This window comes from Stenotrophomonas sp. T8, assembly GCF_051853085.1.
Classification (GTDB): domain Bacteria; phylum Pseudomonadota; class Gammaproteobacteria; order Xanthomonadales; family Xanthomonadaceae; genus Stenotrophomonas; species Stenotrophomonas sepilia.
The window spans coordinates 2832703-2855507 of record NZ_CP195329.1; the positions used below are offsets into that span (position 1 = coordinate 2832703).

The following is a 22805-nucleotide window of genomic DNA, read 5'->3' on the forward strand; positions in this document are numbered from 1 at the left end:
TGGCGATTCAGTCGGCCGTGGTACGCCGACTGCGCCGGTACAGTGCCAGCGCCAGGTACAGCAGCCAGCCTACGATCACCACGATCACGACCTTCTGCCCCAACCCGCGCGGCGGCCCGCCACGCCACAGCACATGCAGCCACAACAGTACGAACGCCAGCCAGGCCCAGCCCCAGAGCAGGCCCGCGGCGGACTGCCAACCCGGTTCGCGGCGCAGGTACCAGGCCTGCAGCAGCATGCCGACGCTGGCACACAGGAACGCAGTGTTGGCCGCCAGCCCATGGATGAACGGTGCCAGCAGCGGCGTCGCTTCCGGCAGCCAGCTGTCACCGATGGCGACCGTGGCCAGGCCCAGCGCCGAGACAGTGAAGAGCAGCGGCGCCGCCGCGCTGCGCCGCGGGCCGACGCTGCCCCGGTAGAGGCTGATGCCGAGCAGGGCGATCGCCAATGCCAGCAGGCAGTAGGCCGCGCGCAATGCCAGCCCCCACGGCCCGTGCAGGTAGAGGCTGAGCGTGGCCCGCACCCAGTCCAGATCAGTGCGTGCGAACTGGGTCCACAGCGCGGTGGCCACGAACAGCAGCAGCGCCGCCAGCGCCAGCAGTGCCGCTGGGCGCGCGCGGCTCATGCGGACGCCTCCGGGTGCCGCGCCAGCCATTCGGCCAACGCCTTGCGATAGCGCTGCAGCTCGTCGGCATACAGGTCCAGCACGCACAGCGGGCAACCGCTGCCGCAGCATTCGTTCGGACCGGGCTCTTCCGGCGGCAACGGGCGGGGATCGGGATCAGGGACAGACACGGTTGGAAGCGGCAATCGGTGGAAACAGGCCCCAGTGTACCGGGCTGGTTCAGCGGCCCAGCTGCCGGCGCAGGTTGTCGCGCGCGGCCGCGTCGAGTCGCTGGTGGAAGAATTCGCTGAGGAAGATGCGCGGTGCACGCAGCAGGCCCTGCAGGAAACGGCGGCGGCCGGCGCGATAAAGGAAGCCCGGCACCACGCCCTTGTACTCTTCGGCCACGCCGCGGTCATAGGCGCTGAACACCGGTTCCGGCGCGGCCAGGATCGCCATGTCGCAGTCCAGGAACAACGCGGCCTCGGCATCGACATCGTCCAGGCCGAGCTCGCCATGACGGGCAGTCAGCAGGATCAGCTGCTCGACCCGGGCCGCGTCGACCGTGGCAAGTTCCGGCGCCTGCGCGATCACTTGCAGGGCCAGCTGCGCCGAACGCGCCTCATTGTCCTTTCGCCCCGCCACATAGATCGCATCGTGGTAGAGCGCGGCCAGGTAGACCTCGGCCGGCTGCTGCCAGCCTGGACCGTCGGCAACCTCCTGGCAGTGCTGCAGCACCGCACGCACGTGGCCGAAGTGATGGTAGGCACGTGGTGGCGTCGCATAGTTGTCCTGCAGCGCCTGCCACTGCGCCGGAGCGAGCGTCAGCGGGGAGAAGTCCATGACCGGATCATCCCGCCTGCGCCGGTGGCGGGCAAGCTGGCCATTTTTTCACCACACCCTCACAACGCCCTTCGCACGGGGCCCCAACGCGGTTGTCCACAGCTTTGTCGAGCGCTGGTCCACACCGGCTGTGGATGAACGCGCGTACCGACCAGCGGTCACTGCAGGGGGGCGCGCACAGGTCTACACTCGCCTCAGGCGGGAGCGCCCGCCGCTGCCGGGAGCCGTCATGTACCGTCCTGCCGCCCGATCCGTTCTGCTCGCACTGGCCGCATTGGCGGCACCCTCCGCGATCGCACTGAACCCTGGCGCGAACGAAGTCCCTGCGCTCACTGCCAGCACCGCCGCGCCGACGATTCCGACGCCGCAGCAGGTGTTCGCGATTCCACCGGCCATGCTCGATATGCTGCACACCCAGGTGACCCGTCGCAGCTATTCGCGCGAGCAGCGCCTGCAGGCGCTGGTGGAGATGATCTTCGACCGCCATGGCATGGACCTGCAGTACGACGCCGACGCGACCCTTACCGTCAGCGAGATCTGGCAGCAGCGACGCGCCAACTGCCTGGCCTTTACCCTGATGTTCGTGGCGCTGGCACGCGAAGCCGGCATCCAGGCGCGCGTGCAGGAGGTCGGCCAGGTGGTGTCGTGGTACCAGGACCAGGCCCAGGGCCTGGTCTACAGCGTAGGCCACGTCAATGCCGGGGTCGGCTTCGCCGGCCGCTTCGCCACCGTCGATCTGGATCGCAATGTGCTGTACGACCGCCGCGGGCCGCTGCCGATCAGCCAGGCGCGGGCGTTGGCGCACTTCTACAACAATCGTGGTGCCGAGCGCATGGCCAGCGGCGACCTGGCGGGCGCACGTACCTTCTTCGATACCGCGCTGGCGCAGGACGACAGCTTCGCTGCCACCTGGAACAACCTGGGCGTGCTGGAAAATCGCACGGGCGATACCGCCGCCGCGCGACGGGCACTGGAAAGGGCGCTGCGACTGGACGGCCGCCAGGATGCTGCACTCACCAACGCCAGCGCCCTCTACCGCAAGCTCGGCATGATTGCGCAGGCCCAAGCACTGGAGCAGCGGCTGCAATCGGTGCAGCGCGAAGACCCGTTCGCGCAGTACATGCTCGGTGCCGAGGCCGAACGCGCCGGGCAACTGCAGCAGGCGATCCGCTATTACCGGCAGGCCGTGCGCCTGTACGACACCGCGCACCAGTTCCACTTCGGGCTGGCGCGGGTCTATTTCCTGGCGGGCCAGCTCAAGCACGCCGATCGTGAGCTGCTGCGTGCACAGGAACTGGGCGGGGCGCCGCAGCAGGCGCGCTACCAGGCCAAGCTGGACAGCCTGGCCCGCTGGCGCGCACGGCAGCAGGCCAGGCGCTGAAGGCCGGTCAGGCCTTCTTGAGGAAGCAGGTCTTCAGGACCAGGCCCTTGATCTTGTCCGAATTGCCTTCGATGTGCTCGGCATCGTCCTCGACCAGGCGGATGTTGCGGATCACGGTGCCCTGCTTGAGCGGGATCGAGGAGCCCTTCACCTTCAGGTCCTTGATCACGGTGACGGTGTCACCGGCCTGCAGGGTATTGCCGTTGCTGTCACGCACGACCAGGGTCGAACCGGCACTTTCCTCGGCGGTCCATTCGAAGCCGCAGTCGGCGCAGATCCACAGCGCGCCATCGGCGTAGGTGTTTTCCAGGGTGCACTGCGGGCAGGCAGGGGCAGAAGACATCAGCAAGTACCTCAAAGTGAATCAACAGCCGCCATTGTAACCGTCCGGCTCCCCTGGCCTTTTCCGGGCAGTACGCCGCGACCTCCTTGACCCGGCCCGGAACAGGAAACTGCGGGACCTTGCAGTCGGCGGCGAACTGCAGCAGAGTGCGCGGCCCCTGATCGCCCCCGGAACTCCCCATGCGCCTCGGCATCGACTTCGGTACCAGCAACTCCGCCGCCGCCATCGTGCATGAAGGGAAGCTGCTGCCGATCCGCTTCGGCGACGCCGAGCAGTTCCGGACCAGCGTGTACTTCCCCGGCGTGGTTCCCGACCCGGATGACTTCCAGCTCGATGACGGCCAGGAGCACCAGCTGCAGCAGATGATCGACAGCGCTGCGCGTGCGGCGCGCGCCGCCGGCCAGGAACGCACGCCGCAGGCGCTGCGCCGCGAAGCCCTGCGCGCGCTGCGCCGGGAATGGATGGAAGCCCGTGCCGGCAAGGAACGCAGTGCCAGCGACCTGCTGCAGAATGCGGTCTACGGTGACGAAGCGCTGGAAGCCTATTTCGAGGAACACGAAGGCAACCTGGTGCAGAGCCCGAAATCGATGCTCGGCTACAACCTGCACCCACGCGCCAAGCAGACCATCACCGGCATCGCCGCGCACATCCTCGAGCACATCCGCCTGACCGCCAGCGCCCAGCTCGGCCAGCCGCTGCGAGCGGCCCTGCTCGGGCGTCCGGTGCAGTTCCGCAGCTCGATCGGTGCGGCCGGCAATGACCAGGCGCTGGACATCCTGCGCGAAGCCGCCAGCCAGGCCGGTTTCGACCAGATCGATTTCCTCGAGGAACCGGCCGCGGCGGCCATGCACTATCACGCCGAAAGCCGCGAACGGCACCAGGCCGTGATCGTCGACATCGGTGGCGGTACCACCGATATCGCCCACGCCGAAGTCGGCGGCGACGACGCCCCGCGCATCCACCGCGCCTGGGGCATCGCCCGCGGCGGTACCGACATCGACCTGGCGCTGAGCCTGTCCAGCTACATGCCGCTGTTCGGCCGCGGCATCACCCGCGTGCCCGCCCACCACTACGTGGAAGCGGCCACCGTGCAGGACATGACCCGCCAGCGCGACTTCCGCCAGCACAAGTATGACCATGTCGACAATCCGTGGGGCGCGCGCCTGCAGGCCCTGCAGGACACCGGCAATACCGCCCGCCTGTACCGCGACGTCGAGCGCGCCAAGATCGCCCTCAGCGCCGCCAGCGAACATCGCAGCACGCTGGACTACATCGCCCGCGACCTGCATGCCGACAGCAGCGCCGACGGCCTGGCCGCAGCCGCCCATGGTTATCTGGAGCAGCTCCGGGAGCTGCTGGCCCAGGTCCGCAGCGACATCGGCGGCGACCCGGACGCGGTGTTCCTGACCGGCGGCATGTCCCGCGCCGGGTATCTGCGCCAGGCCGTTGCGGAGGCCTTCCCGGGCGCCCGCATGGTCCACGGCGAGCCCTCGCTGGGCGTGGTCCAGGGCCTTGCGCTGGCGGCAGCCAGCCAGGATTAACAAAACGTTACGCGATCCAAGTTACTCTTGGTCGGCTAGAACCCTGCTGTACCTTCCACCGGCCACGCCGGTGTGTGTCCACGGTGCAGCCTGGCCCGCCCTGCGGGCCTAGCGGCCATGCCTTCCTGGCTCGTTCATGGTCCGCGTACCACCGGAGCCGCCATCGAGACCCGCTTTGGGCACCCGCCAGGCCCCTGAGGCCTTACAACCTGACGCAGCACATGCACCCATCGACTGCCGCCGTTGTGACGCGGTCTGTTGCCGGCTGCCCGTGTTGCTGCAGTCCGGCGACCACGTGCCCGGCCAGTTCCTGTCACGCGACACCCACGGCCGTGCCGTGATGGCGCGCAACGAGGAAGGCTGGTGTGCGGCGATCGATCCCTATCACCTGCGCTGCACGATCTATTCGCAGCGCCCGGCGATCTGCCGCCAGTTCTCGATGGGCGGCAGTGACTGCCGCCGCGAGCGGCAGGACTACCTGCGCCAGGCTGATGCCTGGGCGCTTTCCTCCCCTTCCACCTGACAGGAGCAACCATGCCCCGCAAGGCAAAGACCCCCGCGAAGGCCAGCAACAGCATCCGCAGCGAACGCAAGGGCGCGGCCGCCAGCACCGTGGTCAGCAGCGATTCGATCGCTTCGGACCTGGCAGCGTTCCGCAAGGCCGGTGGCAAGATCGAAGTCCTCGGCACCACCTGGGCGCTGAAGAAAGCCAGCTGACCCAGTAGCGACCGCGGCGGCGCTGCCGCCGCGGCCTGCCGGATCGCGCTCAGCGATCCAGGCTTACCCGAACACTGCCCGAATGCGACTGGATGCGGATATCACCGTCGCCGCTGCCCAGCCGCGTATCAAGATGGCTGCCGGGGCCGTAGCGCGGCCGCTCCACCTGGCCAGCATCGCTGTTGATCGACCCGCTGAAGCTGTTCACCGACAGCTGCGCCGAGACGGCGCGCGGCAGGCGCAGGTTGACCGACGCACTCACCGATTCGACATTGATACGGCCTCCCGGCGCCAGCCCGGCCGCCGACAGGTCAATGCTGCCCGATACGGTTTCCACCGCCAGCCGCTGCACCCGCCCGGCATCGACCTCGACCCGGCCGGATACCGTCTGTGCACCGATGTCGCCGGACACGCCGCTCCCGGCCACGATCCGGCCACTGACCGTATTTACGTCCAGCTTCGGCGTCTGCAGGCGCGCGCTGACACCGCCACTGACCGTATTGAGCTTGCTGTCACCGCTGCGACCGGAGGCGCTGAGGCTGCCGCTGACGGTGTCGGCCTGCAGGCGGCGCACGTCGATGCCACTGATGTCCTGGCTGGCACTGACCGTGCTCAGCAGCAGCTCCACCGAGCGCGGCACGTTCAGCACCAGCGTTGCGCCGCCGTTGTTGCTGCGACGCGGATACTCGATCTCCCAGCGGACGCGGTTGGCACTCTTTTCCTGGCGCAGCTGCAGGCCATCACTGAGCGTACCGGTGAGCTGCACGTCGTTGCGGTCCCAGCCACGCACGGTCACCTTGCCGGCCACGTTGCTCAGTTCGATGCGGCCGCCGGCGGCCAGGTTGTGGCGTTCGTCGATCCGGGTGTCAGCCAGGGCCACCGCGGGCAGCAGCAACAGCGCGGCGCAGCAGGTCATCAGGGTTCGTGTCATCGGGGGTCTCCTCAGGTCGTCAGGCCGGACTCGGCGGCATAGGCCGCCTGCCGGGTCAGTTCCAGCCGCAGCGCATAGGTGCGCTTGAGCTGGCCAAGCAGGTGAGGCGCACGTGGATCCTGCGCCAGCGCGGCCTGGATCTGTGCCGCGCTTTCATCCAGTTCGTGCAGGGCCGGCTGCCATTCCGGTGCCCGGCCTGAGGGCAGCGAGGCCACCGCCTGCCGGTACTGCTCGGTCATCGCCGCAGCCTGCAACTGCAGGGTAGACGGCACCGGCGCATCCGGCTGCACGTGGCGCCATGGCGCCACCGCGTACAGCGCCAGGCTGGCCGCCAGGACAGCGCCGGCCGGCAACCACCCGCGGCGCCGCGAACGCGCTGGCAGCACCACCACGTTGTCGGCCGGCACAGGCGCCGCCTGCGGCTCGCGCGGCGGCAGCTGCGCCGACAGGCGCGCCCAGCCATCGGCGGGAACTTCTCGCTCGCTGGGCAACGCGCGCAGCCGGGCCAGCAGATCGTGATCGGAATCGTGTTCGTGTGTACTCATGTCATGTCTCCCAGCCGTGCGCGCAGCAGGCCGCGCGCACGATGCAGCTGTGCCTTTGAACTGCCGACGGCCATCTGCAGCTGCTCGGCGATTTCCTGGTGCTTCCAGCCTTCGATGTCGTGCAGTACCAGTACCGCACGCGCCCTCGGAGGCAGCGTCGCGAGTGCGCGCTCCAGGTCGCGCTCGGTACCGGCACAACGGTCGTGCACCGCCAGCTCCTGCAGGCCGCCGTCGACCTCCTCCAGACTGTCGTGGTCCTGCCCGGCGGCGCGCCCGCGCAGTTCCATCAGTGCAGCGTTGACGCCCAACCGGTGCAACCAGGTCGACAGGCTGCTTTCGAACCGGAACCCCGGCAGCGCCTTCCATGCCTGCAGGAACGCTTCCTGCAGGGCATCCTCGGCACGCGCCTGCTGGCCCCCGCACAGGCGCCACAGTACGGCGAACACGCGCGGCGCATGGCGCCGGTACAGCAGTTCGTAGGCCGCAGTGTCACCGGCGGCGGCCGCCCGCACCAGGGCGGGTTCGTCGACAGGGGCGTGGGCGGCAGGCGGCGCTGGCATGGTGGTGTCGAGCATATCGCTTGGATGCGGCGCCCCGGAAAAAGGTTTAGAGCCGATCGCCGATCAAGGCCATGCAACCTTTTCGACGATGGCTGCATCCATGGAAGGTCATTCGAGAAAACACCTCCAGGGAGTTCCGCCATGTCCAGCTCGTCCTGCGCCGCCCTGCTGGTAATCGTCGCTTGCGTCGTGCTGCAGGCATCGGGCCTGTCCTTGCGGTTGTGCCCCGACAACGGCCGCGCCTGCCTGCAGCAGCATCGACAGGAGCTGGTCTGCCTGGCGTGGTCGCCGATGGTCGAAACCCCGGCACGCGCCGGGTAACATCGAGGCCGTTCCCGCCACCTGTTTTCGCCCCCATGATGTTGTCGCTGAAGGATCACCTGCCGGCCTGGAGCCACCCATGGCTGAACTACGCGGGCGTGGCCCTGCAGATCGTGCTGGTGCTGCTGGTCGCCTGGCTGCTGCGGGTACTGGCCCGTCGCCTGATCCGGCGCTTTGCCGAGCACTACACGCTGCCACCTGAAATGGTGATGGGCGCGCGCCGGATCACCAGTTTCGTGGTCTATTTCAGCGCCCTGCTGTATATCCTCAGCCTGCTCGGCGCGAAGCCTTCAGTGCTGTGGACCGCGTTCACCGGCTTCGCCGCCGTGGGCGCAGTGGCCTTCTTCGCGGCCTGGAGCGTGCTCTCCAACATCTTCTGCACGTTGCTGATCTTCACCACTCGCCCGTTCCGCCTGCATGACTACATCGAAGTGCTGGAGAACGGCGAGAAGCCGGGCCTGAAGGGGCGGGTGATCGACGTGAACCTGATCTACACCACGCTGCAGGAAACCGGCGACGGCCATGAGGGTACGGTGCTGCAGCTACCGAACAACCTGTTTTTCCAGCGCACGGTGCGCCGCTGGCGCGACCCGGCGCAGGCACCCGGCGGCATCCAGGGCGACGGCTGAGGGTGGGGTTTTCGGCAGGGCTGCGCCCTGCACCTGCAGAGGCCGAAGCCGAAGCAAGATCAAGAGCGGCATTCCGTGGGATGGCGGGGCGGTGTGGGTGGTCAGGACACGCCGTAAACCCATCCATGGGGGCTCGATGGCGCCATCCATGGCGCCAACGGTCCTGCCCACCCACACCGCCCCACCTCTGACAGATTCCGCGCGCTGTTGGTGGGTGCCGACCGTTGGTCGGCACATCTGTCAGATATCGATAGTCAGAATTGGATCCGACCCCGTGCCGACCAACGGTCGGCACCCACCATCAGCAGCAGGTTCCAACAGATCGCGGAAATCTGTCGAAGGCGGGGTGGGTCCGGTTGAGGGGGCGTGAGCCGCATGGGCCCGAGGCATGCCTCGGGCGGGTTGGGCAGGACGCCCAACCCCGGTCTTGCCGTGTGCGCAGGACAGCGCACACGAGCAAGCGGCGGCCGAGCTTACATGGGTGAGGGCGCTTTGCTTGCGAAGCATTGCTTCGCAAGCGCCCGAACGCACAGCCGCCAGCGGCTGGGCCGGGCCCCGGAGGGGGACTTGCAGCGTCCCCCTCAATCGGCCCCCCCCCCCCCGCCATCCCACGGATAGCACGCTTTTGCCGTTGCCGTTGCCGTTGCTCCAAGCAGGTGCAGGGCGCAGCCCTGCCCAACACCCCTTACCTCAACTGGCTGTCCTTGCTGCCGCGCCGGTTGTAACCGGCATGCGCCTGCGCTTCTTCGTCATGCGCCTGCTGGCACGCCACGCACAGGCGAACTCCCGGCACAGCACGACGTCGCGCCAACGGAATCGGCGCGTCACATTCCTCACAGTGTTCAAGGCCCGGGCCCTGCCGCAGCTGGCCTCGCGCGCGGGCGATCGCATCGTCGACGGTGGCGTCGATCTGGTCCTGGACCGCGCCATCTCCCGCCCAACCAGTGGCCATGGCCTTCCTCCGCAGGTGTGTCGCCTGATATGGGGACGATACACCCGCGCACAAAGGAGCAGGCCTGTGTTGCGCCGAGCCATGGCCGGTGCGCCTTCAGCAAGCTGAGCAGAACGCCAACGGATCCAATCAGGTCGATCGCGACTTAATCCCCTCCGTCCCCTTTTTTGCTTACCAGATCAGGTCGTCCGGCACCTGGAACTGGGCGTAGTAGGCGTCGTCCTCGGCGTTGCCGGTGGAGATCTCGGCGGTCGAGCCCGGCTGGCCGTGGTCGACGATGATCGCCTCCGGAGCCCGCTCGCGCACTTTCTCGGCGGCGGCGCGCGGCAGCAGGGCGTAACCCTCGCCATTGGCGACGATGACCAGCACGCCCACCGACAGCGCCTTGCGCAGCTTGGGGTCGATCAGCAGGGTGCGGATCGCCGCGCCATCGCTGAAGCGATACTCGTCATCGCCCTTGTGGGGCACGGCATGGGCCGCGATGATCTGCTTCGCCTGCGCCTTCTGTTCCGCCTGCCTGGCCTGGGCATTGCGCTCGGCGGCCAGCGCACGGTCGCGCTCGACCTTCTCGGCACGGGCACGTTCAGCCTCACGCTGGACCTCGGCCGAGGCCGATTCGGCCTTGCCCTGGCGGGCCTTGGCCTGCTCCCGCGCGGCGGCGCTGGCCTGCGATTTCTTGGCCAGACCGGCCTTGAGCAATTGTTCCTGCAGCGCGTTGGGCTTTGCCATGGTCGGTACGTACCGCGTGTAATCTTGGATGCTTCCATTCTACCGACGCCCCGCCGCCCCTGCATGGCAGTCCTGAAGTACCTCACCGGCTACCCCGAACCCCTGGTCGCCCAGGTCAGCGAACTGCTGGCGCAGGGCAAGCTCGGCCCCTGGCTGCAGCAGCGCTATCCCGACCCGCACGAGGTCCGCAGCGACCGCCAGCTGTACGACTACACCCAGGCGCTGAAGGACCGTTACCTGCGCAAGTCGGTGCCGCTCAACAAGGTCTGCTACGACAACACCCTGGAAGTGATCAAGCACGCGCTGGGTACGCATACCGCCATTTCCCGCGTGCACGGCAGCCGCCTCAAGGCCAGCCGCGAGATCCGCATCGCTACCGTATTCCGCCAGGCACCCGCGGCGTTCCTGCGCATGATCGTGGTGCATGAGCTGGCCCACCTGAAGGAAGCCGACCACAACAAGGCCTTCTACCAGCTGTGCCAGCACATGGAACCGGATTACCTGCAGCTGGAGTTCGATACCCGTCTGTACCTGACCGAGCTGGCCAACCGCAGCCAGCGCTGACCGGCCGCAGCAGCTACACTGCGCGCCCCCTGCCCGACCTGCCCGCCATGGAACCGATCCGTCTCGACAAACGCCTGTCCGCCCTGCTCGGCATCCCCCGCGGCGAAGCGCGGCGCTATATCGAAGGCGGCTGGGTAACGGTCGACGGCGAAGTGGTGGAACAACCACAGCGCCCGGTTGATGAAGCCGCGCAGATCGTGGTCGCCGAGCAGGCCAGCGATGAAAAGGCCGAGCGGGTCAGCATGCTGCTGCACAAGCCGGCCGGCGTTGCTGCTGAGACCCTGTGTGCGCTGGTCAGCAGTGACAGCCGCAGCGAACTTGATGCCAGCGACATCCGTCCGTTGCAGCGCCATTTCCACGGCCTGCAGCTGGCCGCTGCGCTTCCGGCCAGCGACAGCGGCCTGGTGGTGGTCAGCCAGGATCCGGCCACGCTGGCCCATCTACAGCGCAATCTGGGCCGCACCGAACAGGAGTACCTGATCGAAGTGGCCGAAGGCGGCCCCGAGCGAGGACCGTGGCTGCTGGCGCGGCTGCAGCAGGAATCCGGCGGCGCCAAGGTCAGCTGGCAAAGCGAGCAGCGCCTGCGCTTTGCCGGCAAGGGGCTGACCGCCAAGGGGCTGCGCGTGGCGGTGACCGCCGCCGGGCTGCAGGTGCTGGCCGTGCGCCGACTGCGCATCGGCCGCGTGGCATTGGGGCCGCTGCCGCCGGCGCAGTGGCGTTACCTGGGCAGCGACGAGCGGTTCTGAGGCCTGCGGGTCAGGGCCCTTTCCTGCGGAAACGGGTCCGCCCCCATCCTGACGCCCCCGGGGTCGGACCCGTTGCCGAAGGCAAGCGCGCTGACGCCCTATCGATCCTGCAGGCATTCCTTCACGCAGGGCGTGGATCTACCATCGAGGCATGAGCCTGCCCATGCCCCTGTGGCGACGCCTGTTGCGCGTCGCTGCAATCATCCTCGCCGCGCTGTTGCTGCTGGTCCTGTCCGGGCTGCTGCTGGCCGACCATCTCACGCCACAGGCACAGGGCGCGCCCTCGCATGTACTGCCATTGCAGCCGGCGCAGACCCGCATCGACCAGCAGATCGTGCCGCTGCAGGACGCGCATCCCGGGCAATCAGGCGTAGCGTTCCTCGGTGATGGCATGGATGCCTTCGCCGCGCGCGCGATGATCACCGCGCACGCTGGCCGCAGCCTGGACCTGCAGTACTACATCTGGCACGACGACCTGATCGGCCACCTGATGGCCAAGGCGCTGCATGACGCCGCCGAGCGCGGTGTGCGCGTGCGCATCCTGCTCGATGACATGAATGCCAAGGACAAGGACGCGCTGATGATGGCGCTGGACCGGCACCCCAACATTGAAATCCGCCTCTACAACCCGTTCCGCAACCGGACCGGCATCCTGCGCATGGTGGAGATGGTGCAACGCTTCTTCAGCGTGAACCACCGCATGCACAACAAGAGCTGGATCGCCGATGGCCGCGTCGCGATCGTCGGCGGCCGCAACATCGGCGAGGAGTACTTCAGCGCGCGCACCGATGTGAACTTCCAGGATCTGGACCTGCTGGTCGCCGGCCCTGCCGTGGAGCAGGCCAACCGGATCTTCGACGACTACTGGAACAGCGAGGCCGCCATTCCGGTATCCGCGCTTGCCTTCCATACCGATGCGCAGCTGCGCCTGCTGGTGCGCGAATCGGATCATGAGGCGCAGCGGGACGTGGCCCGGCCCTACCTTGCGCGCGTGGCCGAATCGCGCCAGCGGCAACGCCCGAGTCCCGAGCCATTGCACTGGAGCAGTGCAGTGCGCATCGTCTCGGACCCGCCGATGAAGCATCGCAGGGATGATCGCGCTGCCTGGCTGGTGTCGACCCTGATCAGCGAGCTGCAGGCCGCCCGGCACAAAACGTTGTTGATCTCACCCTACTTCGTGCCAGGCAACGAAGGCCTGGATGGCTTTTCGGCCATGGCCGGGCGGGGCGTGCAGGTCGGCGTGGTGACCAACTCACTGGCTGCCAACGACGTCGCCGCCGTGCACGGCGGCTACATGAGCTACCGCGTGCCGTTGCTCGAAGCGGGCGTCCGCCTGTACGAACTGAAGGCGCAGGGGCAGTCCGGCGATGCCGGCATGTTCGGCAGCAGCGGCGCGAGCCTGCACACCAAGGCGTTCGTGGTCGACGACCGCCGCGGCTTCGTCGGCTCGTTCAACCTCGACCCGCGCTCGGCCTACCTCAACACCGAAATGGGCGTACTGTTCGACGACCCGGTGCTGGGGGCGCGGCTGCGCGATGAGTACCTGCGCCTGGCAGACCCCAGGCACAGCTGGTGGCTGGCGCTGGACGACCGTGGCCGGTTGCGCTGGCTGGAGCGCGAGCCGCCACCGCACTGGGTCGAGGCCGAGCCAGGGGCAACGGCGCGCAAACGCTGGTTGTCGCGGGCCATCAGCTGGCTGCCTGTCGAATCGCAGCTGTAGCACTCAGGCGGCCGGGCCGGCCTGGTCCTGTCCGGCCTCATCCAGCGTTTCCACGCTGCGCCCATGCAGGCGCCGCCAGATCCAGCGCAATGCATGCGGCGGCGCTGAAGGCAGCTGCTCCAGCAGCGCCAGCATGCGGCTCTGGCTGGCATGCCCATGGCGGCACAACAGGCTGGCCGCTGCGGCGGCGCTGGCCAGGCGCAGGCTGTCGGCCAGCGCCCCTTCTGCATCCACCGCCAGGGCCTGGTGAACCGGTTCAGGCAGCTCCCATGCGGCGGCGACCCGCTGCGCCAACGGTAACGACCACTGCTGCAGCAGCTGCAGGGCCAACGCCGGCTCCACGGCCTCGCCGCGGGCCTGCGCTTCCTGCAGCAGCTGGCGCATTACCAGTGACGCGCCCAGTCCCTGCACCAGGCCCAGCCACTGCGCAGCGAAGGCATCACCGAAGGTGACCGTACGTGCGTGATCGGCGGCCGCGCGCGAGGCCAGCAGCGCGTGCTCCCAGATGATCGCGCTGAACTGCGGGAACACTTCGCACTGCACCTGCATCACCGGCTGCACCAGTACCGCGCTGATGATCTGCCGCACGCCTTCGGTACCCACCAGTGTCACCGCCCGCTGCAGGCTTTCGACCGGGCGCTCATGCACCTTGTAGGCCGGGCTGTTGGCGATGCGCAGCAGGTTGCCGGTCAGTACCGGGTCCTGGCCGATGATCGCGGCCATCACCCGCGCTGAGGCGGCATCGTCGTTGACGGTCTGGATCAGCTGCGGCAGCAGTTGCGGCCGGCGGGGCAGCTGCCTGGCCGCCCAGTTGCGGTCCTGCAGCGCGCGCGCCACCGCCTCGCCCAGCCCTGCGGCCTGCACCGGCGTGGATTCACCGGCCAGACGCGGGTACAGGGCCAGGGCATGCAGGCCACGTTGCAGATGTGCAGCGATCTCGGCCGGGGGCAGCGCCTCGCCCTGCAGGCTCGCCGCTGCGGCGGCCACCGCCTGGCGGGACGCAGCAACCAGCCGCGACGGTGCCGCCCCGGTCGAACGCGCCAGCCAGGCGCGCAGCGATCGCCACCAGGCCGCTGTCATCGCCGCCTGCCCTGTCGTTGTGGTGCCCTTGCCGTCACTGACCGCCTGCCTCTTCACGCGAATCCGGCCACCCGCCGTCGTCGCAGCATCGGCCGCATTTTCATCTTCTTTAACTGCAAGGCATGCGATGTCGACGGCACCGGCCGGGGGAATGGACTAGAATGGCGCCGCGCGACCCGTCCCCCAGCCATGACGACGTCGCTTTTTTTGTTTTGGGACCCTACCGTTCACTGGCCGTTCGCTGCAGTTCGCCGCTGTTCGCGCCATCGGAGACGCCATGCTATTCGAAACCCTCGCCACCACCGGCCACGAACAAGTGGTGTTCTGCCACAACCACGATGCCGGCCTGCAGGCGATCATCGCCATCCACAACACCACCCTGGGCCCGGCCCTGGGCGGCGTGCGCATGCGTCCGTATGCCAGCACCGACGAGGCGCTGGCCGACGTGCTGCGGCTGAGCCGGACGATGACCTACAAGAATGCGCTGGCCGGCCTCAACGTCGGTGGTGGCAAGGCGGTGATCATCGGCGACCCGAAGGTGGACAAGACTGAAGTACTGTTCCGCGCCTTCGGCCGTTATGTCGACTCGCTGGGAGGGCGCTACATCACCGCCGAGGACGTCGGTACCGACGTCAACGACATGGAGAACATCTACCTGGAGAGCCAGTTCGTGACCGGCGTGCACCAGGTCCATGGCGGCTCCGGCGATCCGGCCCCGTTCACCGCCTACGGTGCGCTGCAGGCGCTGATGGCGGCGATGCGCTTCAAGTTCGGCCATGAGGAAGTGGGCAAGACCAGCATCGCAGTGCAAGGCCTGGGCCACATCGGCATGGAGCTGGTCAAGCTGCTGCGCGACCGCGGCGCCAAACTGTATGTCACCGACCTGGACAGCGCGCTGATTGATCGCGCGGTCAGCGATTTCGGCGCCGAAGCGGTCAAGCCGGACGAGATCCACGAAGTGAACGCCGATGTGTTCGCACCGTGCGCGCTGGAAGGCGCGATCAACGCCGACACCCTGCCGCGGATCAAGGCGAAGATCATCTGCGGTACCGCCAACAACCAGCTGGCGAGCCTGGAAATCGGCGACGAACTGCATGCGCGCGGCATCCTGTATGCACCTGACTACGCGGTCAACGCGGGCGGCGTGATGAACGTGTCGCTGGAGATCGATGGCTACAACCGCGAACGCGCGATGCGCCTGATCCGCAGCATCTACCACAACCTCACCCGCATCTTCGAACTGTCGCAACGCGAGAACATCGCGCCGCAGCGGGCAGCCGACCGCATCGCCGAAAGCCGTATCCTGTCGATCGGCAAGCTGAAGATGCCGCTGGGCCGCAGCACCCCGCGCCTGGGCAACCTGCGCGGCGGCTGAGCCTGCCGATGTCGCGCCGGGCCTTTCGACCCGGCGCGACCGCCCGTTCAGAAGCCGGTGCTGTAGCGCAACGCCGCCTGGCGCGCGCCTTCGCCGCCGACGCGCTGGTCGAAGCCCAGGCTCAGGCGGCCGTTGCGGCCCCACCACGACTCCAGCGCCACGCCGAACAACGCACTGCCGCGCGGGGCGTTCCAGCCCGCCAGTGGCGCCCATGCATCAACGCCGACGAAACTGGCCTGCCAGTCCGCATCGGCACCATCGAGCCGCTGCTGCCATTCGGCATGCCCGCGCAGGGTCCAGCGCCCCCAGCCACGTTCGCCGCGGATACCGGCCAGCATCTGGCTGCGCTGTACGCGGTTGGCATCGCCACGCAGGCCGAAGCCGAACCCGCCCAGTTCGTTGAAGGCATCGGTATCCACGCGCGTCGTGCTTGCGCCCAGATACGGTGTCAACGACGCACCCGCGTTGCCGAAGCGATAGCCGCCTTCGACACTGGCACTGCTGAAACGTCCGCCGTAACGTGCAGAGACACCGTAGGCGCCGGCGCCCAGCAGCAACTGGCGATCCAGCGCCCGGGTGAACTGGCCGCTGCCGACCTGCGCCAGCGCATAGCCCCGGCCCAGGTTCCAGCCGGCGTACAGCTGCGCCTGCGCCTGGCGATCACGCCCACGATCACCGCCGAAGCCGCTGCCACCATTGCTGCGGGTTTCGCCAAAGGCCACGCCCATCAGCCCATTGCTGCCCAGCGGCAGGTCCTGGCCGGCCATCCAACCGCGGCTGTCGGCGGCATTGCCGGCGAAACTGCCCTGCCCGGCTTCGCCGAGCGCGCTCTGCCAGGCCCCGCGCAGGCGCGGCGCCGCCTGCACGCGATCAAAGCGCTCGGCGATCGCGCGGCGTGACATGTCGATGCTGTCGAAGGTGGCCGACTCGGCCCGCGCATGCGCCTGTCCGGACAGGCTCTGCAAACTGGCCTCGAGGCCTTTGCTGCCACCGCCAGTCCACTGCAGCGCACCGGCGGCCGTACCGAAGGCCGAGCCCTGCAGCGTCGTATCGCCATCAAGCGCGCTGAACGCACTGTCCACGCGTTGCGCAGCCGACTGCGCCGAGGCCGTGAGGCCGGTCGCTGCCGCCGTGACGCTGACCTGGGTCAGGTTCAACCAAGCGTTGTTGCTGTCATAGCCATAGCTGCTCTGCAGCAGCGACAGGCCCTGCAGGCCGCTGGAGGTGGCCGGGCTGCTGAAGGTGCCGCTGAGGCCGCCGGCGGCGTGGATCAGGTCCTGGCGGCTGCCGTTCTGCGGCACATAGCCGGAGACGAAGCCGTGTACGCGCACGCCCCCGTTGATCGTGGCGTTGCCGGTGACCTGCAGCGCATTGGCACCGAGCGCGATCATCAGCTGCGCGCCGGCCTGCTGGGTGTAGTTGCCCTCGATGGTGCCGGTGGTGCTATCGGTGGTCAGCAACACGCTGCTGCCGTTGACCACATTGCCGATCACGCGCGGCGTACCGCCATTGAACTGCAGGCCGGTCGAATCCGGATCGGGCTGCGCCAGGATCGTCACGTTGGAGCGGATCACGCTGCCGTTCTGCAGTGACAGGATGCCGCGCTCGATGCGGGTGGCACCGCTGTAGCTGTTGTTGCCCCCCAGCACCAGGGTTCCCCCGCCCTGCTTGACCAGGCCACCGCTGCCGACGATGTCATTGCTCCACAGCGAGCCACTCGATGGCGCATCGACATTGGCCACCACGTCGCCCCAGTCGAAGCGCCCCGGCCCCTTGATCGCCCGCGAGATGTCGAGCAGGCCGTAGCCGAACACCGCATCCACGCCGGGCGCACCGATGTCCTTGGCGGTGCCCAGCAGGGTCTGCCGCACCAGGTTGTTGTCGAAGTACGGGTAGCGCTGCCAGACCAGGGCGGCGGCGCCGGAAATCAGCGGGGCGGCGAAGGACGTGCCGTAGTTCCAGTAATAGCTGCCGCCGTTGGCATCGGGATAGACCGCGCTGCCCGGCGCCGCCAGGCAGTAGCGCGCGGCCTGGCCGCAGGCATTGGCGTAGCTGGCCAGCGTGCCCGGTGCATACGGATCCACCGCAGTGGCCACCAGCCAGCCGCGCTCCAGATCGGCCGCTGGCAGCGAGCCGGCAACGCCCAGCTGGCTGGGCAGCGCGGCCAGGCTGCTCGGCTCGGGGCGCGCATCGTTGCCGGCCGCGAACACCACCAGGCCGCCATGATTGATGACGAACGGCCGGTACTCGGCCGCCACCTGCGCGGTGGTCGGCAGGTCGGTCCAGTACAGGCCGCCCCACGAATTGTTCATCACCTTCACGTTGTAGCTGATCAGGTCCTGGTGGACCTGCGCCACGCCCAGTGGGCCGCTGAAGGAATTGCCCTTGCCGCTGCCGTCATCGACGGGCGGCTTGTCGGCGATGATCCGCGCCGAAACGATCTGTGCGCCAGGGGCGATGCCGCCCGGCCAGGACCCCACCGGAGCACCCGCGGCCAGGCTGGCCACCGCCGTGCCGTGGCCCACCACGTCGTCCACCTGCAGGTTGTTGCGGGCGGGGTCGATGTAGTTGAGGTTGGCGACCACGCGCCCGTTCAGCGCCACTGCGTTGCGCTGCACGCCCGAATCGACGATGCCGATGCGCACCCCCTGCCCGGTCAGGCCAGCGGCCTGTGCGGCACGCGCATTGGTCACGGACAGGTGCGCGTCGAAGGCCGGCTCCTGCGGCTTGGCCGGAGGCGGGGTGGTCGGCGGGGGCGTGGTCGGGGGCGTCGGGGTGGTCGGGGGTGGATCGATGCGGACATTGCCGCCGCCTCCGCCGCCACCACATGCCGTCAATGCCATCGCCAGCGCCGACGCCAGCGCCGACCTCACCATCATCGTGCGTTCCATCGATTCCTTCCCATGAACGTTGGCCTGCCCACATCCCGGCAGGCGTGCGGTGCCGCCCAGCGGCGGCCCTCCCCGACCCTCTATACTTGGGTCGACCCCCACGCAGTCTGCCGGGAAATCGCGGCGCTTCCAACGTCTTCGGTCTCCTTTCCGAACATTGCTTACGCATCAACGAGATTGCCATGTCCAACATCGTCATCGCCGCCGCCAAGCGCACCGCCATCGGCTCCTTCCTCGGCCAGTTCAACGGCGTGCCGACCCCGACCCTCGGCGCGGCCGCCATCGCGGCCGCCCTGGAACAGTCGGGCGTGCCGGCCAGCGACGTCTCTGAAGTCCTCATGGGCTGCGTGCTGCCGGCCAACCTCGGCCAGGCGCCCGCCCGCCAGGCGGCGATCGCCGCCGGCATTCCGCTGTCGACCGGTGCCACCACCCTCAACAAGGTGTGCGGCTCGGGCATGAAGACCATCATGCTCGGCCATGACCTGATCAAGGCCGGTTCGGCCAGCATCGTGGTTGCCGGTGGCATGGAATCGATGTCCAACGCCCCGCACCTGCTGCCCAACTCGCGTACCGGCAACCGCTTCGGCAACTTCCAGGCGATCGACCACATGGCCCACGACGGCCTGGTCAACGCCTACGACGGCAAGGCCATGGGTGAATTCGCCGAATGCGCCGTGGACAAGTACCAGTTCAGCCGCGAGGAACAGGACGCCTATGCGATCGAATCGGTCAAGCGCGCACAGGCCGCACAGGCCAATGGGGCATTCGCCGACGAGATCGTCGCGGTGAAGGTCGCCACCCGCAAGGGTGAGGTCGAGGTCGCCACCGACGAGCAACCCGGCCGCTCCGACATCGCCAAGATCCCGACCCTGCGCCCGGCCTTCAAGAAAGACGGCAGCGTCACCGCCGCCAGCTCCTCCAGCATCTCCGACGGCGCCGCTGCGGTGGTCCTGCTGACCGAGGAAGACGCCAACGCACGTGGCATTACCCCGCTGGCGCGCATCGTCGGCCACGCCACCCATTCGCAGGAACCGGAGTGGTTCACCACCGCCCCGATCGGCGCGATCCGCACGCTGCTGGCCAAGACCGGATGGTCGCTGGACCAGATCGACCTGTTCGAAATCAATGAGGCCTTCGCCGTGGTGGCGATGGCACCGATGCGTGAACTGGGCATCCCGCACGACAAGCTCAACGTGAATGGCGGGGCCTGCGCACTGGGCCATCCCATCGGTGCCTCCGGTGCACGCCTGGTGGTGACCTTGGTCAACGCCCTGCGCACGCGCGGTGGCAAGCGCGGCATTGCCACCCTGTGCATCGGTGGCGGTGAAGCAACAGCCATCGCCATCGAATTGATTTAAAAAGATTTAACGACGATTTCGCAAAAATGAATGCGGGATCGCTTGACACCCAATCTTGGCTTGTCATCATGTTGTCGGCGCGCAGCATGCGCGTTGCCTAATTCTAACGACGAGGATTTACACAATGAGCATCAACAAGCTGCTGGTCGCGATGTCCCTGGCTCTGGCCCTGGCCGCCTGCTCGAAGCAGGAAGCTGCCCAGGACGCCGCTGCTTCGGCCAACGAAGCCGCCACCGAAGCCCAGGCTGCTGCCGACCAGGCCGCCGCTGCCGGCGCCCAGACCGCCGACGCTGCCCAGCAGGCTGCCAACACCGCCGCCACCGCTGCTGACGCTGCGACCGACGCTGCTGCCAACACCGCTGCTGCCGCGACCGACGCTGCTGCTGGCGAAGCCAAGGACGCTGCCAAGGCTGCCGAAGCTACCGCTGAGCAGGCCAAGGACGCTGCTGAAGAAGCCAAGAAGTAATAACTTCTTTCTTCAGGCTGTTCTGGAAAAGCCGCTGGTTCGCCAGCGGCTTTTTCTTTGGCCTGCTGCCTGCGCGCGCCTCGGATCGCGACCCCGTCTTCACAACGGCATGAATAGGCTGGCGTCCCCATCCATTGCAGTACCGGAGACCGCCATGAAGATTCGCCCGATCACCACCACGCTGCTGGCCGCCTCCCTGCTGCTGGCCCTGGCCGCCTGCAAGGGTCCGGAAGCCGAACAGGCCAAGCAGGACGCGCAGCAGGCCGCCGACAGCGCCGGCGCTGCCGCCCGTGACGCCGTGGACAGGGCCGCCGAAGCCACCCGCAACGCTGCCGACAAGACCGCTGCCGCTTCCGAGCAGGCCGCCGCCGATACCCAACAGGCACTGGACAAGGCCGCAGACGCCACCGCAAACGCCGCAGACAAGGCCAAGGTTGCGGCCACCGACGCCGCTGCACATGCCAGCGACGCCACTGCGGACGCCGCACAGAAGGTTGCTGACAAGGCCCGTGATGTCGCCAATGACGCCAAGGCCAACGCCGCCAGGGAAGAAGCCAAGCACTAAGGCGTACCGGCAGCCGGGCATCGGCTCGGCGCCACAGGAAAAGCCGCGGCACTGCCGCGGCTTTTCTGCTTTTCGCTCTCTGCTCTTTCTGTTGATTCCGTGCTGGACGCGTACGGAAAGTGTCCAAGGACGCGCGGGTAGGTTGCGCAGGGGCGTAAGCGCCATGGATGGCGCGCCCGAGCCTACAAGAACGTATTCACGGCGTCCCCTGCGCGACCTACCCGCGCGGCCCACCCATCAGTATCAGCGCCCACCACGAGGGGCTTCGCCGTTGGCCGCCCTACGGCAGCGCGCGCGCCAGCATTGCCGACAGATCCACACCCGCCGGCAGCGTCCCGAACACCAGCCCATGCTGCCCTTCCAGCCGGCTGCGCACGAACGCTTCAGCCATTGGACTGCCCGCCCGCAACATCAACGCTGCCTGCAGCAGCAGCGCAGTGCGCTCGCAGAAAAGCCTCGCCTGCGACTCATCCGGTGCCGGTGCCGCTGCCCAACGCTGCAATGCCGCTGCGTAGCGCGCATCACGATCGGCCACCGCTGCCAGCTCGGCGCGCAGCGCCGCCAGTGCCTCCGGTTCACGTGCCAGCGCGCGCAGTACGTCCAGGCACTGGATGTTGCCACTGCCTTCCCAGATCGAATTCAACGGCGCCTGCCGGTACAGCCGCGGCAGCATCGATTCCTCCACATAGCCTGCGCCGCCGAGGCATTCCTGCGCTTCGTTGACGAAGGCCGGTGCGCGCTTGCACAGCCAGTACTTGCCCAGTGCCGTTCCCAGTCGCGCCAGCGCGGCCTCGTTGGCATCCACGCCTGCGCGATCCACCGCGCGTGCGATGCGCATCGAAAGTACCGTGGCCGCTTCCGATTCCAGTGCCAGGTCGGCCAGCACATTGGTCATCAACGGGTGCTCGACCAGCAGCTTGCCGAAGGTGCGGCGATGGCGTGCGTGGTGCAACGCCTGCGCCAACGCCATGCGCATTTCCGCCGCTGCGCCCAGCATGCAATCCAGGCGGGTCATCATCACCATGCCGATGATGGTGGCCACGCCACGCCCCTCCTCGCCCACCCGCCATGCCTGCGCGCCGCAGAACTCGACTTCGCTGGAGGCATTGGCCCAATCGCCGAGCTTGTCCTTCAATCGCATCAGGCGGAACGCGTTGCGGTCACCGTCGGCCAGCCGGCGCGGCATCAGCAGGCAGGTCAGTCCTCCCGGCGCCTGCGCCAGCACCAGGAAGCCATCGCACATCGGTGCGGAAAAGAACCACTTGTGGCCGACAAGGCGATAGCGCTCACCATCGATCGGTTCGGCGCGCGTGCTGTTGGCGCGCACATCCGAGCCGCCCTGCTTCTCGGTCATGCCCATGCCCAGGGTGATGCCGGCCTTGTCAGCCACCGGCACGTCGCGCGGGTCATAGACCGGCGCTGCGGCCTTGCGTGCCCACTCGGCCAGATGCGACTGCGCGTGCAGCACCGCTACTGCTGCATGGGTCATCGTCAAAGGGCAACTGGTGCCGGCCTCGGCCTGGTGGTGCAGGTAGCTCAACACCGCACGCGCGACGTGCGCGCCGGGTTGCGGTTCGTGCCAGGACAAGCCGGCGACACCGTGCGATTTCGCCGTTTCCATCAACTGGTGATAGGCCGGGTGGAACTCCACCGTATCGATGCGATGACCCTGCGCATCATGCGTGCGCAGGCGTGGGCGGTCGCGGTTGGCATCAAAGCCGAGCCGGTACAGCTCGTCGCCGGCCAGCGCGCCATAGACCGCCAGGCGTGGCGCGAAGCTGCCAGCGCCTTCGCGCTGCACAGCTTCCATCAGCGCCACGTCGTCAGTCCACAACTGGCGCCCCGCGAACGGTGGCGGCTGGTTCAACACCACATGGGTTTCGTAGGGCGCGTCGCTGCTGAAGCTCGGTCCACTCATCCGGTCCATCCTGGCGGCAAGAGGTA

Annotated in this window: 25 protein-coding genes; 13 read left to right on the plus strand and 12 right to left on the minus strand. The window is 68.0% G+C overall.

Annotated elements, in window-relative coordinates; genetic code table 11:
• Positions 1-7 precede the first annotated feature (7 nt).
• The 3 genes from ACSDHM_RS13290 to ACSDHM_RS13300 are packed head-to-tail and all read right to left on the minus strand — an operon-like array spanning position 8 to position 1447.
• Positions 8-625 (minus strand): DUF998 domain-containing protein, encoded by a 618-nt coding sequence (locus ACSDHM_RS13290; RefSeq protein WP_072169109.1) that lies wholly within the window; start codon positions 623-625, stop codon positions 8-10.
• Complete coding sequence (locus ACSDHM_RS13295) at positions 622-795, minus strand: oxidoreductase-like domain-containing protein (RefSeq protein ID WP_061480629.1); 174 nt, start codon at positions 793-795, stop codon at positions 622-624. The genes ACSDHM_RS13290 and ACSDHM_RS13295 overlap by 4 nt, the downstream gene beginning before the upstream one ends.
• A 49-nt stretch (positions 796-844) precedes the next feature.
• Entirely contained in the window at positions 845-1447 is a 603-nt protein-coding gene (locus ACSDHM_RS13300; RefSeq protein WP_188240756.1) for an HD domain-containing protein, read from the minus strand.
• Positions 1448-1676: 229 nt separating this feature from the next.
• Between ACSDHM_RS13300 and ACSDHM_RS13305 the strand changes: the two genes are divergently transcribed.
• Positions 1677-2828 carry a transglutaminase domain-containing protein gene (locus ACSDHM_RS13305; protein ID WP_188240755.1) on the plus strand — a complete coding sequence of 384 codons (1152 nt, stop codon included), beginning with the start codon at positions 1677-1679 and terminating at the stop codon, positions 2826-2828.
• A 7-nt stretch (positions 2829-2835) separates the two neighbouring features.
• On the opposite strand, the gene ACSDHM_RS13310 is transcribed toward ACSDHM_RS13305, so the two are convergent.
• Entirely contained in the window at positions 2836-3171 is a 336-nt protein-coding gene (locus ACSDHM_RS13310; RefSeq protein ID WP_010482882.1) for a zinc ribbon domain-containing protein YjdM, read from the minus strand.
• 179 nt (positions 3172-3350) lie between these two features.
• Here ACSDHM_RS13310 and ACSDHM_RS13315 point away from each other — a divergent pair, with 179 nt between their 5' ends.
• The 3 genes from ACSDHM_RS13315 to ACSDHM_RS13325 all read left to right on the plus strand — a co-directional run bounded on the left by ACSDHM_RS13315 (position 3351) and on the right by ACSDHM_RS13325 (position 5429).
• A complete protein-coding gene (locus tag ACSDHM_RS13315; RefSeq protein WP_061480625.1) occupies positions 3351-4712 on the plus strand; it encodes an Hsp70 family protein in 1362 nt (453 codons plus the stop codon).
• 229 nt (positions 4713-4941) lie between these two features.
• Complete coding sequence (locus ACSDHM_RS13320; RefSeq protein WP_072169117.1) at positions 4942-5235, plus strand: YkgJ family cysteine cluster protein; 294 nt, start codon at positions 4942-4944, stop codon at positions 5233-5235.
• Between the two features lie 11 nt (positions 5236-5246).
• The gene (locus tag ACSDHM_RS13325) at positions 5247-5429 is read left to right on the plus strand and encodes a hypothetical protein (RefSeq protein ID WP_005410566.1); all 183 of its coding nucleotides are present in this window, start codon (positions 5247-5249) and stop codon (positions 5427-5429) included.
• 49 nt (positions 5430-5478) lie between these two features.
• Here the strand turns inward: ACSDHM_RS13325 and ACSDHM_RS13330 are convergent, their stop codons facing one another.
• The 3 genes from ACSDHM_RS13330 to ACSDHM_RS13340 are packed head-to-tail and all read right to left on the minus strand — an operon-like array spanning position 5479 to position 7480.
• The gene (locus ACSDHM_RS13330) at positions 5479-6360 is read right to left on the minus strand and encodes a DUF4097 family beta strand repeat-containing protein (protein ID WP_061480626.1); all 882 of its coding nucleotides are present in this window, start codon (positions 6358-6360) and stop codon (positions 5479-5481) included.
• Between the two features lie 11 nt (positions 6361-6371).
• On the minus strand, positions 6372-6905 hold the full coding sequence (locus ACSDHM_RS13335) for a hypothetical protein (protein ID WP_188240753.1): 534 nt from the start codon (positions 6903-6905) through the stop codon (positions 6372-6374).
• Positions 6902-7480: an RNA polymerase sigma factor gene (locus tag ACSDHM_RS13340; RefSeq protein WP_005418173.1), complete on the minus strand. Its 579-nt coding sequence runs from the start codon at positions 7478-7480 to the stop codon at positions 6902-6904. Before ACSDHM_RS13340 ends, ACSDHM_RS13335 begins: the two co-directional genes overlap by 4 nt.
• 126 nt (positions 7481-7606) lie before the next feature.
• Here ACSDHM_RS13340 and ACSDHM_RS13345 point away from each other — a divergent pair, with 126 nt between their 5' ends.
• Complete coding sequence (locus tag ACSDHM_RS13345) at positions 7607-7786, plus strand: hypothetical protein (RefSeq protein WP_005418175.1); 180 nt, start codon at positions 7607-7609, stop codon at positions 7784-7786.
• A gap of 35 nt (positions 7787-7821) precedes the next feature.
• The gene (locus tag ACSDHM_RS13350; protein ID WP_005418176.1) at positions 7822-8415 is read left to right on the plus strand and encodes a mechanosensitive ion channel family protein; all 594 of its coding nucleotides are present in this window, start codon (positions 7822-7824) and stop codon (positions 8413-8415) included.
• Between the two features lie 685 nt (positions 8416-9100).
• Here ACSDHM_RS13350 and ACSDHM_RS13355 read toward each other — a convergent pair.
• Together ACSDHM_RS13355 and ACSDHM_RS13360 are read right to left on the minus strand one after the other, a co-directional pair.
• Positions 9101-9367 (minus strand): DksA/TraR family C4-type zinc finger protein, encoded by a 267-nt coding sequence (locus ACSDHM_RS13355; protein WP_072169104.1) that lies wholly within the window; start codon positions 9365-9367, stop codon positions 9101-9103.
• A 171-nt stretch (positions 9368-9538) separates the two neighbouring features.
• On the minus strand, positions 9539-10096 hold the full coding sequence (locus ACSDHM_RS13360; RefSeq protein WP_005418186.1) for a DUF2058 domain-containing protein: 558 nt from the start codon (positions 10094-10096) through the stop codon (positions 9539-9541).
• Positions 10097-10159: 63 nt separating this feature from the next.
• Here ACSDHM_RS13360 and ACSDHM_RS13365 point away from each other — a divergent pair, with 63 nt between their 5' ends.
• The 3 genes from ACSDHM_RS13365 (at position 10160) to ACSDHM_RS13375 (ending at position 13126) form a co-directional block, all read left to right on the plus strand.
• Positions 10160-10660 carry a M48 metallopeptidase family protein gene (locus ACSDHM_RS13365; protein ID WP_053499398.1) on the plus strand — a complete coding sequence of 167 codons (501 nt, stop codon included), beginning with the start codon at positions 10160-10162 and terminating at the stop codon, positions 10658-10660.
• Between the two features lie 47 nt (positions 10661-10707).
• Entirely contained in the window at positions 10708-11406 is a 699-nt protein-coding gene (locus ACSDHM_RS13370; RefSeq protein WP_088496799.1) for an RNA pseudouridine synthase, read from the plus strand.
• A gap of 163 nt (positions 11407-11569) precedes the next feature.
• The gene (locus tag ACSDHM_RS13375) at positions 11570-13126 is read left to right on the plus strand and encodes a phospholipase D family protein (RefSeq protein ID WP_227836914.1); all 1557 of its coding nucleotides are present in this window, start codon (positions 11570-11572) and stop codon (positions 13124-13126) included.
• 3 nt (positions 13127-13129) lie between these two features.
• Here the strand turns inward: ACSDHM_RS13375 and ACSDHM_RS13380 are convergent, their stop codons facing one another.
• Positions 13130-14206, minus strand: a complete 1077-nt coding sequence (locus ACSDHM_RS13380; RefSeq protein WP_072169100.1) for an HDOD domain-containing protein — start codon at positions 14204-14206, stop codon at positions 13130-13132.
• A 277-nt stretch (positions 14207-14483) separates the two neighbouring features.
• Between ACSDHM_RS13380 and ACSDHM_RS13385 the strand changes: the two genes are divergently transcribed.
• Entirely contained in the window at positions 14484-15581 is a 1098-nt protein-coding gene (locus ACSDHM_RS13385; protein WP_088496797.1) for a Glu/Leu/Phe/Val dehydrogenase dimerization domain-containing protein, read from the plus strand.
• Positions 15582-15628: 47 nt separating this feature from the next.
• Here ACSDHM_RS13385 and ACSDHM_RS13390 read toward each other — a convergent pair whose 3' ends face one another.
• A complete protein-coding gene (locus ACSDHM_RS13390; RefSeq protein ID WP_188240751.1) occupies positions 15629-18472 on the minus strand; it encodes an autotransporter serine protease in 2844 nt (947 codons plus the stop codon).
• Between the two features lie 182 nt (positions 18473-18654).
• On the opposite strand from ACSDHM_RS13390, the gene ACSDHM_RS13395 reads away from it, so the two are divergent.
• The 3 genes from ACSDHM_RS13395 to ACSDHM_RS13405 all read left to right on the plus strand — a co-directional run bounded on the left by ACSDHM_RS13395 (position 18655) and on the right by ACSDHM_RS13405 (position 20861).
• On the plus strand, positions 18655-19830 hold the full coding sequence (locus tag ACSDHM_RS13395) for a thiolase family protein (protein ID WP_049413060.1): 1176 nt from the start codon (positions 18655-18657) through the stop codon (positions 19828-19830).
• Between the two features lie 124 nt (positions 19831-19954).
• A complete protein-coding gene (locus tag ACSDHM_RS13400) occupies positions 19955-20296 on the plus strand; it encodes a hypothetical protein (RefSeq protein WP_005418203.1) in 342 nt (113 codons plus the stop codon).
• A gap of 154 nt (positions 20297-20450) precedes the next feature.
• The gene (locus ACSDHM_RS13405; RefSeq protein WP_088496748.1) at positions 20451-20861 is read left to right on the plus strand and encodes a hypothetical protein; all 411 of its coding nucleotides are present in this window, start codon (positions 20451-20453) and stop codon (positions 20859-20861) included.
• Positions 20862-21141: 280 nt separating this feature from the next.
• Here the strand turns inward: ACSDHM_RS13405 and ACSDHM_RS13410 are convergent, their stop codons facing one another.
• On the minus strand, positions 21142-22779 hold the full coding sequence (locus ACSDHM_RS13410) for an acyl-CoA dehydrogenase family protein (RefSeq protein WP_088496749.1): 1638 nt from the start codon (positions 22777-22779) through the stop codon (positions 21142-21144).
• Positions 22780-22805 lie beyond the last annotated feature (26 nt).